Origin of the sequence: Streptomyces sp. WAC05374, from assembly GCF_004353505.1 — a bacterium.
GTDB lineage: Bacteria > Actinomycetota > Actinomycetes > Streptomycetales > Streptomycetaceae > Streptomyces.
Map to the genome: position 1 here is coordinate 181156 of NZ_SMNQ01000005.1, position 12006 is coordinate 193161.

The window sequence follows — 12006 nt, forward strand, 5'->3', positions numbered from 1 at the left end:
TCTCACTCGTAGATCGGAAGGAACGGCATGCCGTGACGGTACCCCGCGCGGCGCGCCCCGGCACCCGCTTTTCCCCTCCGTCCCGACGAATGACTGCTGACAGATATTGAAATCTGTCAGCAGTCATGTCACTGTGGAGGGGCCGGACCTGTCCCGCCCTCAAGGAGCACCCCGATGACCGCCTCCCTCCCCACCCGCCCCCTCGGCACAACCGGCCCCCAGGTGTCCGCCCTCGGCCTTGGCTGCATGGGCATGTCCGCCCTGTACGGCCAGGCCGACCGCACCGAGTCGATCGCCACCCTCCACGCCGCCCTCGACGCGGGCGTCACCCTGCTCGACACCGGCGACTTCTACGGCATGGGCCACAACGAGCTGCTGATCAACGAGGCCCTCCGCACGGCCCCGGCCGCCGCCCGCGACCGGGCGCTCATCAGCGTGAAGTTCGGCGCCCTGCGCACCGTCGAGGGTGGCTTCACCGGCTACGACGGACGCCCGGCGGCGGTGCGGAACTTCGCCGCGTACTCGCTCCAGCGCCTGGGCACCGACCACATCGACATCTACCGGATCGCCCGCGTCGACCCGGACGTGCCGATCGAGGAGACGGTCGGTGCCATCGCCGAGCTGGCCGAGGCCGGCCACGTACGCCACATCGGCCTGTCCGAGGTCGGGGCCGACACCCTGCGCCGGGCGGCCGCCGTCGCCCCGATCGCCGACCTCCAGATCGAGTACTCGCTGGTCTCGCGCGGGATCGAGGACGAGATCCTGCCCACCGCCCGCGAACTGGGCATCGGCGTCACGGCGTACGGGGTGCTCTCCCGCGGCCTGATCAGCGGGCACTTCTCCCGCGACCGGGCGCTTGCCCCCGGCGACTTCCGGAGCATGAGCCCGCGCTTCCAGGGCGACAACCTGCACCGCAACCTGGACCTGGTGGACCGGCTGCGCAAGGTCGCCGAGCAGCAGGGCGTCACCGTCGCCCAGACCGCCATCGCCTGGGTGCTCGCCCAGGGCGACGACATCGTGCCGCTCATCGGCGCCCGCCGCCGCGACCGGCTGGCCGAGGCGCTCGGCGCCCTGGACGTCACCCTCACCGCCGAGGACCTCGCCGCCATCGAGGCGGCCGTCCCGGCGGGCGCGGCCGCCGGCGAGCGCTACCCGGCGGCCCAGATGGCGCACCTGGACAGCGAACGCTGACCCCCCGCCCGGCCGGGGTACCTTCACTGTTCATGAGCACCGACGCCCTGACCCCCGACCGCATCCTCGAAGCCACCGAGGAGGTGCTGCGCCGTTACGGCCCGGCCAAGGCGACGGTGGTCGACGTGGCACGCGCCCTCGGTGTCAGTCACGGCAGCGTCTACCGCCACTTCCGCACCAAGGCGGCGCTCCGCGAGGCGGTCACCGAACGCTGGCTGGAGCGGGCGGTGACCGAGCTGGCCCCGTTCGCCGACGGGCCGGGCCCCGCCGCGCGGCGGCTCACCGACTGGCTGTCGACGCTCTTCGCGGCCAAGCGCCGCAAGGCGGGCGGCGACCCGGAGCTGTTCGCCACGTACGAGGTGCTGATCGGCGAGAGCAGCGCGGTGGTGGCGCGGCACGTGGACCACCTGGTCGGGCAGCTCGCGCGGATCATCGAGGACGGGCACCGGCAGGGCGAGTTCGCCGCACCGGAGGCCGACTGGACGACCACGGCCCGCGCGGTGTTCGACGCCACGGACCGGTTCCACGACCCCGTGCACGCCGCCGACTGGACGGACCCGGGCATCGACGCGGCCTTCGACGCCGTGGTCGCCCTGCTCCTGCGCGGCCTGCGCGCCTGATCCCCCGGGGCAGGCGAAAGCCCCCGGTTCCTCATCGGATGAACCGGGGGCTTCGCGCATCCGCGTGAGGCGTCAGCAGCCCAGCAGGCGGCTGCCCAGGTAGCCCTGGATCTGGTCCAGGGAGACGCGCTCCTGCTTCATGGTGTCGCGCTCGCGCACGGTCACCGCGTTGTCGTCGAGCGTGTCGAAGTCGACCGTGACGCAGAACGGCGTACCGATCTCGTCCTGGCGGCGGTAGCGGCGGCCGATGGCGCCCGCGTCGTCGAACTCGATGTTCCAGTTCTGGCGCAGGTCGGCGGCGAGGCCCTTGGCCTTCGGCGAGAGCTGCGCGTTGCGGGACAGCGGCAGCACCGCGACCTTGACCGGGGCCAGGCGCGGGTCGAGGCGCATCACGGTGCGCTTCTCCATCACGCCCTTGGCGTTCGGCGCCTCGTCCTCGTTGTACGCGTCGAGCAGGAACGCCAGCATCGTGCGGCCGACACCGGCGGCCGGCTCGATGACGTACGGCGTCCAGCGCTCGCCGGCCTCCTGGTCGAAGTACGACAGGTCCGTGCCGGACGCCTTGGAGTGCGCCGTCAGGTCGTAGTCGGTGCGGTTGGCGACGCCCTCGAGCTCGCCCCACTCGCTGCCGCCGAACTGGAAGCGGTACTCGATGTCGGCGGTGCGCTTGGAGTAGTGGGAGAGCTTCTCCTTGGGGTGCTCGTACCAGCGCATGTTCTCCTCACGGAGACCAAGGCCGCGGTACCAGTTCCACCGCTGCTCCATCCAGTATTCCTGCCACTGCTCGTCCTCGCCCGGCTTGACGAAGAACTCCATCTCCATCTGCTCGAACTCACGCGTGCGGAAGATGAAGTTGCCCGGAGTGATCTCGTTCCGGAAGGACTTGCCCATCTGCGCGATGCCGAACGGCGGCTTCTTGCGCGCGGACTGGTGCACCTGCGCGAAGTTGGTGAAGATGCCCTGGGCGGTCTCGGGACGCAGGTAGGCGACGGAGCCGGAGTCCTGGGTCGGGCCGAGGTGCGTGGAGAGCAGGCCCGAGAACTGCTTGGGCTCGGTGAAGGTGCCCTTGTTGCCGCAGTTGGGGCAGCCCAGGTCCTTCAGGCCGTTCTCGGGGAGGCGGCCGTGCTTCTCCTCGTACGCCTCCTCCAGGTGGTCCGCGCGGAACCGCTTGTGGCAGGAGGTGCACTCGGTGAGCGGGTCGGTGAAGGTGGCGACGTGACCGGAGGCCTCCCAGACCTCCGGGGCCAGGATCACCGAAGAGTCGATACCGACGACGTCCTCGCGCGAGGTGACCATGTAGCGCCACCACTGGCGCTTGATGTTCTCCTTGAGCTCGACACCCAGCGGCCCGTAGTCCCAGGCGGCCCGCTGACCGCCGTAGATCTCGCTGCACGGGTAGACGAAGCCACGGCGCTTGCTCAGGTTGACGATCGTGTCGATCTTGTCGGCGGCCACTGTGCTCTCTTCATAACGACGATGGCGAACGGCGAATGCTTCAGGTTACCGGCGCGCGCACCCCCGGGATCAAATCGGTGGGTGGCCGGGGCCACTTACCCTCTTTGTTGACAATCGTTTCCACTTTTGTTGAAAATGAATCCCATGAACGTACGACGCCTCATACCCACCACCGCCGTCGCCGGAGCCGTGGCCCTCGGCCTGGTCACCCTCTCCGCCTGCGGCGGATCCGCCGGCTCCGCCTCGGGCGGCGGCGACGGCAAGCTGGACGTGGTGGCGTCGTTCTACCCCATGCAGTTCCTGGCCGAGCGGATCGGCGGCGAGCACGTCTCCGTCACCACCCTCACCAAGCCGGGCGTCGAGCCGCACGACCTGGAGCTCAAGCCGAAGCAGATCGGCGAGCTCGGTGAAGCGGACTACATCCTCTACCTCAAGGGCATCCAGCCCGCCGTCGACGACGCGATCACGCAGGCGGCCGTCAAGAACACGGTAGACGCCGCCACCCTCACCACGCTGGAGAAGCACGGCACCGGGGCCGGCCACGCCCACGAGGGCGAGGAGCACGGCCACGAGGCCGAGGAGCAGGGCCACGAGGAGCACGAGGGCGAGGAGGCCGGGGCCGACCCGCACATCTGGCTCGACCCGGTGAAGTACGCCGAGGTCGCCAAGGGCGTCGGCGCATCCCTGGAGAAGGCCGACCCCGACCACGCGGCCGACTACGAGAAGAACACCGCCGAGCTGGTGAAGAGCCTCGACGCCCTCCACGCGAAGTTCGAGACGGGCCTGAAGAACACCGCGACCCGGACCTTCATCACCACCCACTCCGCCTTCGGCTACCTCGCCGAGCGGTACCACCTGGACCAGGAGGGCATCTCCGGCATGGACCCCGAGTCCGAGCCGAGCCCCGCCCGGATCAAGGAACTCCAGGACACCGCCAAGAAGGAAAAGGTCAGCACCGTCTTCTTCGAGACCCTCGCCAGCGACAAGACCGCGAAGACCCTCGCCAAGGACACCGGCCTCAAGACGGACGTCCTGGACCCGCTGGAGGGAATCACGGACAAGTCCAGGGGCGCTGACTACATCGAGGTCATGGAGTCCAACCTGGCCGCGCTCGAGAAGGCCCTCGGCGCCAAGTGAAAGACCCCCACGCAACGGGAGGCAGTGACGTGAGCAGCAGCGAACCCGTCATATCCGTCCGCTCGGCCACCGCCTCGCTCGGCTCGCGCCCCGTGCTGCGCGGCATCGACCTCACCGTCCGCCACGGTGAGGTCGTCGCGCTGCTCGGCGCGAACGGGTCGGGCAAGTCCACCGCCGTACGGTCGGTGATCGGCCAGGTCCCGCTCACGGGCGGGTCCGTCTCCCTGTTCGGCACGGAGCTGAAGCGGTTCCGCGCGTGGGCGCGCGTGGGCTACGTACCCCAGCGCACGACCGCCGCGAGCGGGGTGCCCGCGACGGTCCGCGAGGTCGTCTCCTCGGGGCGCCTGTCCCGTACGAAGCTGAGGTGGCCCTCCAAGGCGGACAGGGCGGCCGTGCAGCGGGCCATCGAGCTGGTCGGGCTCGCCGACCGCGCCAAGGACTCCGTGAGCGCCCTGTCCGGCGGCCAGCACCAGCGGGTGCTGATCGCCCGGGCCCTCGCCGCCGACCCCGAGCTGCTGATCATGGACGAGCCGATGGCGGGCGTCGACCTGGGCAGCCAGGAGATCCTCGCCTCGACGCTGCGCGCGAAGGTCGCGGACGGGGCGACCGTGCTGCTGGTCCTGCACGAGCTGGGCCCGCTGGAGCCGCTGATCGACCGCGCGATCGTCCTGCGCGACGGCTGCGTCGTCCACGACGGGCCACCGCCCCGGGCCGTCGGCCAGCACGCGCTGCCCGGCCACGACCACGTACATCCGCACGCGGCCGACGAGCCGCTCCGCACGGGACTGCTGACCTGACATGGAAATCCTCCAGCTCGCCTTCATGCAGCGCGCGCTGCTCGCGGCCGTCCTGGTCGGCATCACCGCCCCGGCGGTGGGCATCTACCTGGTCCAGCGCCGGCAGGCCCTGATGGGCGACGGCATCGGGCACGTGGCCATGACCGGTGTCGGCCTGGGCTTCCTGCTGTCCACCAACCCGGTGTGGATGGCGGCGGCCGTCTCCATCGCGGGCGCCATCGCCATGGAGCTGATCCGGGCGTACGGGCGCACGCGCGGCGACATCGCGCTCGCGCTGCTCTTCTACGGCGGCATGGCCGGCGGCGTCATGCTGATCAACCTGTCGCCGACGGGCTCCAACGCGAACCTGAACTCCTACCTCTTCGGCTCCCTGTCGACGGTGTCCGGGGAGGACGTCACCGCCATCTGCGTCCTGGCGGCGTTCGTGATCCTTGTCACGCTGGGGCTGCGGCGCCAGTTGTTCGCGGTCAGCCAGGACGAGGAGTTCGCACGGGTCACCGGCGTGCCGGTGCGGGCGCTGAACCTGCTGATCGCGGTCACCGCCGCCGTGACCGTCACGGTCGCCATGCGGGTCGTGGGCCTGCTGCTGGTCAGCGCGCTGATGGTGGTGCCGGTCGCGGCGGCGCAGCAGCTCGCGCGGAGCTTCCGGATGACGTTCGGTCTCGCGGTGCTGATCGGTACGGGGGTGACGCTGGCCGGGACGGCCACCTCGTACTACCAGGACGTGCCGCCGGGCGCGACGATCGTGCTGCTGGCCATCGCGGTGTTCGTGGTACTGACGGCCCTGGCCGCGCCCCTGGCCCGGCGCCGTGCCACGGCCGCCGAGGCCCCGGCGGCGGAGGGCTGCGACGTGGCCGTCACCGGCGCCGGGGGCGGTACGGAGGACGACGTCCGGGTCGGGAAGGCCTGACGTGGGCTGCCGGGCCCCTCGGTGGGGCCTGGCAGAATGGCCCGACGTACATGTGAGCGGGCCGAGTGTTGAGGAGGCACCTGTGGCGATGGCTGGAACCCCCGGCGTGCGCGGCCGGTCGACCCGGCAGCGAGCTGCCGTGTCGGCGGCGCTGAACGAGGTGGACGAGTTCCGCAGCGCGCAGGAGCTGCACGACATGCTCAAGCACCGCGGCGACTCGGTGGGCCTGACGACGGTCTACCGCACTCTCCAGTCCCTCGCCGACGCCGGCGAGGTGGACGTCCTGCGCACCAGCGACGGCGAGGCGGTCTACCGCCGCTGCTCGTCCGGTGAGCACCACCACCACCTGGTGTGCCGCGTGTGCGGCAAGGCGGTGGAGGTCGAGGGCCCGGCGGTGGAGCAGTGGGCCGAGACGATCGCGGCCGAGCACGGCTTCGTGAACGTGGCGCACACGGTCGAGGTCTTCGGTACGTGCGCGGAGTGCGCCGCCAAGTAGGCACGCGAAAAGGGGCCCGCACCGGATGCGTCCGGTGCGGGCCCCTTTTCGCACAGGCCCTACAGGCGGGTGATGTTGCGGTCCAGGATCGCCCGCAGCCGGTCGGTGCCCCCCGGGTCGGATATGCCCCGCTTGGGCAGGAAGGCGATGCCCACCCCGTGCCGGTCGCCCGACAGCAGCACGAACAGGTCGTCGGTCTCGGTGTACCGGGGCAGGGCGCCCCAGCGGTAGGTCATGTCCAGGTCCCGCGAGTACTGCCGTACGCCGTCGGCGTCCACGACGACACGGAACTCCGGCTGCGTGGCGTACAGCCGGTGCACCTGCTGGCCCTGGAGCCCGGGCAGCACCCGGTGCATGCCGATCAGCATGACCAGGAGGGCGAGGCAGAAGACCGTCCCGCCGACTCTCGGCCCCGCCGAGGCCGTGAGGTTGAGGAAGAGGGCGCCGAGCGCGAAGAGCCCGCACACCACCAGGACCCCGTTCTGGAGTCGTCCCGCCGGGGTCGCCCTGGCGCGGGCGCGGATCGCCCCCACCGCGTCGGCGAGGACGGGCTCATAGGTCAGCTCCACGGCTTCCCGCGCCGTCTCGGGCACTGCTTCGGTCACGGACCCTCCCCAGTCGTAAGTGAGACGGCCCGTGATCGTAGCGGCCGGGTCAGACAGCCGGAGCCTCGCCCTCCGGGCGGCCCTGCATGGCGAGCAGTTCCTCGTTGGGGATCGCCCCGCCGAAGCGGCGGTCGCGCTGGGCGAACTCCAGGCAGGCCCGCCACAGGTCGCGGCGGTCGAAGTCGGGCCACAGCACGTCCTGGAAGACCATCTCGGCGTAGGCGCTCTGCCAGATCAGGTAGTTGGAGGTGCGCTGCTCGCCGCTGGGCCGCAGGAACAGGTCCACGTCCGGCATGTCCGGGTAGTAGAGGTACTTCTGGATGGTCTTCTCGCCGACCTTCGACGGGTCGAGCCTGCCCGCCTTCACATCCTCGGCGATCGCCTGCATGGCGTCCGCGAGCTCCGCGCGCCCGCCGTAGTTCATGCAGAAGTACAGGGTGAGCCGGTCGTTGTCCTTGGTCTGCTCCTGGGCGATCTGGAGCTCCTTGGCGACCGACTTCCACAGCTTGGGCATGCGGCCCACCCAGCGCACCCGGATGCCCAGCTCGTCGAGCTGGTCGCGGGTCTTGCGGATGAAGTCCCGGTTGAAGTTCATCAGGAAGCGCACCTCGTCGGGCGAGCGCTTCCAGTTCTCGGTGGAGAAGGCGTACAGGGAGATGGAACCGACGCCCATCTCTATGGCGCCCTGGAGGACGTCCAGCACGCGCTCCGCGCCGACCTTGTGGCCCTCGGTGCGCGGCAGCCCGCGGTCCTTGGCCCAGCGGCCGTTGCCGTCCATGACGATCGCCACGTGGTTCGGCACCAGCTCACCGGGGATCTTCGGCGGTCGCGCGCCGGACGGGTGCGGCTCGACGTCCTTGTAGTCGCGGCGGGACCGGCCCAGGAATCCGCGTCGTGCCATGCGGCTCACACTCTCCTCAATCTGCTGCTACTTCTCGACGTACCGAAGGGAGCGCAGCCCCCGCTCCAGGTGCCAGTGCAGATACGCGGACACCAGTCCGCTCCCCTCCCTGACGTGGCGCGGCTCGCACGCGTCCGCCGTCTCCCAGTCGCCGGTCAGCAGCGCGCTGAGCAGACCGACGGCCTCCGCAGAGGGTACGACGCTCCCGGGCACCCGGCAGTCGCCGCATATGACCCCGCCCGCCGCGACCGAGAAGAACCGGTTCGGCCCGGGCATGCCGCAGCGGGCGCAGTCCTCGAACGAGGGCGCGTAGCCGTTCACGGCGAGGGACCGCAGCAGGAAGGCGTCCAGGATCAGGTTCGGGGCGTGCTCCCCGCGCGAGAGGGTCCGCAAGCCCCCGATGAGCAGCAGGTACTGCTGGACGGCCGGCTCGCCCTCATGGTCGGTGAACCGCTCGGCGGTCTCCAGCATGGCCGTCCCGGCGGTGTAGCGCGCGTAGTCGGTCACGATCCCGCTGCCGTACGCCGCGATCGTCTCGCTCTGCGTGCACAGCGGCAGCCCGCGCCCCACCAGCTCGGAGCCCCGCGCGAAGAACTGCACGTCCACATGGGAGAACGGCTCCAGCCGGGCGCCGAACTTCGACTTGGTGCGCCGCACGCCCCGCGCGACGGCCCGCACGCGCCCGTGCCCGCGGGTGAGGATCGTGATGATGCGGTCCGCCTCACCCAGCTTCTGGGTGCGCAGCACGATGCCGTCGTCGCGGAACAGGGTCATGGGGCCATTGTCCCGTACGGGGGCGGGGCGCGTGGCCCGGGCCCGGAAGCCGGCTCGGTCACTCGTGCCGGTGAACCCGCCGACTCGGCATGGCGAAGCCGCGAGCCGCCAGTAAGACTTTCAGTATGAGTCTGGAACGCGTCACCATCACCATTCCCAGCGAGACACTCGAGGCCGTTCGGCAGGCCGCGGAGCGAGACGGTCTCAGTGTCTCCGCGTGGTTGTCCCGTGCAGCCGAGAAAGCGGCCAAGATCGAGGCAGGGCTTGCCGCGGCCGAGGAGGTCCTGACGGAACTGGGCCCACCGACCCCCGAGGAACAGGCCTGGGTGGATTCCGTCATGGATCTCGTCACGCGCCCGGGGATCATGGACACCTCGGCCACCGACCACGACGCGGCCTGAACATGACCACTCTGCGCACCATGGTGTACGACGCGGGGGCACTCATCGCCGCCGAGCGGAACCAGTCGGCTTTCTGGCGCATGCACCGCGCATACCTGACGGCAGGCGGCGTCCCGGTCGTACCGTCCCCCGTCGTCGCACAGGTCTGGCGAAACGGCGCACGCCAGGCCGCGCTCGCGCGCCTGCTCCAAGGATGTGACGTCCTACCGCTGGATGACGCCCTGGCACGGAGAGTGGGCGAGCTTCTCGGACACGCCGACGTGGTCGACCCCGTGGATGGCGCTGTCGCCCTCATCAGCGCGCGCACCTCGGCCACAGTGATCACATCGGACCCCGGTGACATCCAGCGCCTCCTGGACCATCTCGGCCGGACAGGGAAACGCGCCACCGTTAAATCGCTCTACTGACCGTCTCGATCAGTGATCACGGCACCTCGCCCCGGCTCCGCGCGTTCACGTACGACGTCGCCGCGCTGATCCGCTCCGCGTCCGTCGCCGGCCGCACCCCCTCCGGTGGGCAGTCCCACTCCCGGCCTCCTCCGATGGGTCTGAGCTGAAGGTACGGCCCCACGTGCCCCATCACACGCCCCACGCGTCCGTTGCGGACATCGACGACGTACGACCCGACGGGCAGGCTCATCAGCGGCCACCTTCCTCCGGCAGGGCGGCGGCCAGCCGGCGCGCCGTCTCCACGGTGCAGCGTCCCAATTCCACGAGCGGCCGAGGCGGCTCCGTGGCGCAGGTGACCGCGTCCAATCCCAGCGAGGGCAACCTGATTCCCGCCCTTTCGAGTGCCGCGCGCAATTCCGCCACCGCCTCCTCCGCGTCCTGAATCTGTTCCTTCACCAACGCCGTCCTTCCCGAATCCATTTCCCGCTTACTGCCCCCAGGATGGACCCGCACCTCTAGCATTGGCGGTTGCGCACGCGCTACAACTGCGCGGCAGGACTGGGGTGTTAAGCCATGGCCAACGCAGGCTCGTCCAGGCAGGCCGCCTGGGAGTTCTACGGCGCGGAGCTGAAGAACCGGCGCGAAGCCGCGAAAATGACGCAGCAGGAACTGGGGCGGAAGGTCTTCGTCTCGGGCGGATACATCGGCCAATTCGAACAGGCCATTCGGAAGCCCCAGTTGGACGTGGCGGCGAGGATCGACGAGGTCCTGCAAACCGATGGTTTTTTCGAGCGGATGTGTCGTCAACTCATCAACAAGTCGCCGTATGCCGAGTATTTCCGGGCTGTTGCGGAGCTGGAGGCGCTGGCGACGAAGATCTGTGAGTTCGAACCGACCGTCGTGCCCGGTCTGCTCCAGACCGCCGACTACGCGCGGGCGGTCACCGTGGCGGCCAACCCGTTCGTCTCCGAGGCGTACGTGGACGAGAAAGTCACCGCGCGGCTCGCGCGGGGCCGCATCCTCAGCGACGCTACAAGGCCCGAGTATTGGGTGACCCTGCACGAGAACGTGCTGCGCGTGCCGGTGGGCGGCCCGGCCGTGATGGCCGCGCAACTGGAGTGCGTCGCGGCGCTGTCCCGCGAGCGGGCGGTGCTGGTGACGGTCATCCCCTGCGCGGCGGGGGCACACGCGTCCATGATGGGGTCACTGAAGCTCATGGAGTTCGAGGACGCGCCACCAACCGCCTATACGGAGACGGCGTTTTCGGGAACTTTGCTGGACGATCCGGCGGTGGTGAAGCGGGTACAGCGCGCCTACGATCTGGTGAGGGTCGCCGCGCTGTCGCCGGAGGCGTCCCTGGCCCTGATCGAGTCGGCGGCTGAGGACTTGAGACGATGCGCGACTACGACCTGAGCACCGCACGCTGGCGAAAGAGCACCCACAGCAACGGCGAGGGCGGCGACTGCGTGGAAGTGGCGTACGACTTCCCCGGCGCCGCCCCGTGGCGGAAGAGCTCGTACAGCAACGGCGAGGGCGGCAACTGCCTCGAAGTCCGCGACGACATCGCCGGCGTCGTCCCCGTCCGGGACGGCAAGAACCCCGCCGGTCCCGTCCTGCTGATCTCCGCCCCCGCCTGGCGGGCGTTCGTCGGCGGGCTGGGTGTCAGTGCCGGTGGCTAACGTGATCACATGAGTTCTTCGCTGAGCGTGTACCTGCTCGACCCCAAGGCCGCCCGTGCCCTCGTCGGTTCCGGCGACGACCAGTTGCTGGACGTCATACGTGACCGGTTCGGCGACGACCTCGCGGCGGACGACCGGTACTTCTCCTCCCGGATCGCGGAGGGCGCCCCGACCGCGTACGAGGCGCTGCGCGCGGTGGTGCACGGCGGGCCGTACGACGAGGAGTACGCCTTCCAGTACGGCTACGCGTACAAGCGGCTGTGCTCCCTCACCGGCTCGTTCCTCGACAACTCCTCCTTCTGCCCGTTCCGGGGCGACTGGCTGGAGACCGTGGACGAGGGGCTGCGGGCGCTGCGGATCAAGGCCGTCTCGGTGGCGGACTTCGGCTACGGCGGTCTGCCCGGGGGGATTCCGTCCTACGACCTGCCGCGCTGTGGTGAGTGGACGCACGAGGAGTGCCTGGAGGCGCTGGAGCAGTTCGAGCGGACCAAGCAGGAGGGTCACGCGCCGCCGCTGGAGCCCGAGGTGGTGGACGCCGTGATGGACGTCATCGGCTGGCTGCGCCACGCGGAGGCGCGTCCCGGTCTCGGGGTCGTCGGCTTCGTCTCCTGAGGGGGGCATCCCGCCATGTGACCGCCCCGTCACGGGCCG

The 12006-nt window shown here is 70.2% G+C and carries 17 protein-coding genes; 11 read left to right on the plus strand and 6 right to left on the minus strand.

Annotated elements, in window-relative coordinates:
• The first annotated feature begins 174 nt into the window (after positions 1-174).
• Both E2B92_RS13245 and E2B92_RS13250 read left to right on the plus strand, forming a co-directional pair.
• Positions 175-1191 (plus strand): aldo/keto reductase, encoded by a 1017-nt coding sequence (locus E2B92_RS13245; protein ID WP_133087528.1) that lies wholly within the window; start codon positions 175-177, stop codon positions 1189-1191.
• A gap of 32 nt (positions 1192-1223) precedes the next feature.
• A complete protein-coding gene (locus E2B92_RS13250) occupies positions 1224-1811 on the plus strand; it encodes a TetR family transcriptional regulator (protein WP_126885686.1) in 588 nt (195 codons plus the stop codon).
• Between the two features lie 72 nt (positions 1812-1883).
• On the opposite strand, the gene E2B92_RS13255 is transcribed toward E2B92_RS13250, so the two are convergent.
• Positions 1884-3266 (minus strand): glycine--tRNA ligase, encoded by a 1383-nt coding sequence (locus E2B92_RS13255; RefSeq protein ID WP_126885685.1) that lies wholly within the window; start codon positions 3264-3266, stop codon positions 1884-1886.
• A gap of 144 nt (positions 3267-3410) precedes the next feature.
• Here E2B92_RS13255 and E2B92_RS13260 point away from each other — a divergent pair, with 144 nt between their 5' ends.
• The 4 genes from E2B92_RS13260 to E2B92_RS13275 all read left to right on the plus strand — a co-directional run bounded on the left by E2B92_RS13260 (position 3411) and on the right by E2B92_RS13275 (position 6606).
• Positions 3411-4403, plus strand: a complete 993-nt coding sequence (locus E2B92_RS13260; RefSeq protein ID WP_126885684.1) for a metal ABC transporter substrate-binding protein — start codon at positions 3411-3413, stop codon at positions 4401-4403.
• 29 nt (positions 4404-4432) lie between these two features.
• Positions 4433-5200, plus strand: coding sequence for a metal ABC transporter ATP-binding protein (locus E2B92_RS13265; protein ID WP_126885683.1), 768 nt, complete (start codon positions 4433-4435; stop codon positions 5198-5200).
• Position 5201: 1 nt separating this feature from the next.
• Positions 5202-6110, plus strand: coding sequence for a metal ABC transporter permease (locus E2B92_RS13270; RefSeq protein ID WP_126885682.1), 909 nt, complete (start codon positions 5202-5204; stop codon positions 6108-6110).
• A gap of 88 nt (positions 6111-6198) precedes the next feature.
• The gene (locus E2B92_RS13275; protein WP_185923602.1) at positions 6199-6606 is read left to right on the plus strand and encodes a Fur family transcriptional regulator; all 408 of its coding nucleotides are present in this window, start codon (positions 6199-6201) and stop codon (positions 6604-6606) included.
• Between the two features lie 59 nt (positions 6607-6665).
• On the opposite strand, the gene E2B92_RS13280 is transcribed toward E2B92_RS13275, so the two are convergent.
• The 3 genes from E2B92_RS13280 to recO are packed head-to-tail and all read right to left on the minus strand — an operon-like array spanning position 6666 to position 8886.
• Complete coding sequence (locus E2B92_RS13280) at positions 6666-7211, minus strand: YcxB family protein (protein WP_126885681.1); 546 nt, start codon at positions 7209-7211, stop codon at positions 6666-6668.
• Positions 7212-7260: 49 nt separating this feature from the next.
• A complete protein-coding gene (locus tag E2B92_RS13285; protein ID WP_126885680.1) occupies positions 7261-8112 on the minus strand; it encodes an isoprenyl transferase in 852 nt (283 codons plus the stop codon).
• A gap of 27 nt (positions 8113-8139) precedes the next feature.
• The gene (gene recO / locus E2B92_RS13290; protein ID WP_126885679.1) at positions 8140-8886 is read right to left on the minus strand and encodes a DNA repair protein RecO; all 747 of its coding nucleotides are present in this window, start codon (positions 8884-8886) and stop codon (positions 8140-8142) included.
• Positions 8887-9011: 125 nt separating this feature from the next.
• Here recO and E2B92_RS13295 point away from each other — a divergent pair, with 125 nt between their 5' ends.
• Both E2B92_RS13295 and E2B92_RS13300 read left to right on the plus strand, forming a co-directional pair.
• Complete coding sequence (locus E2B92_RS13295) at positions 9012-9287, plus strand: ribbon-helix-helix protein, CopG family (protein WP_160159753.1); 276 nt, start codon at positions 9012-9014, stop codon at positions 9285-9287.
• 20 nt (positions 9288-9307) lie between these two features.
• Entirely contained in the window at positions 9308-9694 is a 387-nt protein-coding gene (locus tag E2B92_RS13300) for a type II toxin-antitoxin system VapC family toxin (RefSeq protein WP_126885677.1), read from the plus strand.
• A gap of 16 nt (positions 9695-9710) precedes the next feature.
• Here E2B92_RS13300 and E2B92_RS13305 read toward each other — a convergent pair whose 3' ends face one another.
• Together E2B92_RS13305 and E2B92_RS13310 are read right to left on the minus strand one after the other, a co-directional pair.
• Positions 9711-9926 carry a hypothetical protein gene (locus E2B92_RS13305; protein WP_126885676.1) on the minus strand — a complete coding sequence of 72 codons (216 nt, stop codon included), beginning with the start codon at positions 9924-9926 and terminating at the stop codon, positions 9711-9713.
• Positions 9926-10156 carry a hypothetical protein gene (locus E2B92_RS13310; RefSeq protein ID WP_126885675.1) on the minus strand — a complete coding sequence of 77 codons (231 nt, stop codon included), beginning with the start codon at positions 10154-10156 and terminating at the stop codon, positions 9926-9928. The genes E2B92_RS13305 and E2B92_RS13310 overlap by 1 nt, the downstream gene beginning before the upstream one ends.
• 93 nt (positions 10157-10249) lie before the next feature.
• On the opposite strand from E2B92_RS13310, the gene E2B92_RS13315 reads away from it, so the two are divergent.
• The 3 genes from E2B92_RS13315 to E2B92_RS13325 are packed head-to-tail and all read left to right on the plus strand — an operon-like array spanning position 10250 to position 11967.
• Complete coding sequence (locus tag E2B92_RS13315) at positions 10250-11089, plus strand: helix-turn-helix domain-containing protein (protein WP_126885674.1); 840 nt, start codon at positions 10250-10252, stop codon at positions 11087-11089.
• Positions 11071-11355, plus strand: coding sequence for a DUF397 domain-containing protein (locus E2B92_RS13320; protein WP_126885673.1), 285 nt, complete (start codon positions 11071-11073; stop codon positions 11353-11355). Before E2B92_RS13315 ends, E2B92_RS13320 begins: the two co-directional genes overlap by 19 nt.
• A gap of 9 nt (positions 11356-11364) precedes the next feature.
• Positions 11365-11967 carry a DUF7691 family protein gene (locus E2B92_RS13325; protein ID WP_126885672.1) on the plus strand — a complete coding sequence of 201 codons (603 nt, stop codon included), beginning with the start codon at positions 11365-11367 and terminating at the stop codon, positions 11965-11967.
• Positions 11968-12006: the final 39 nt, after the last annotated feature.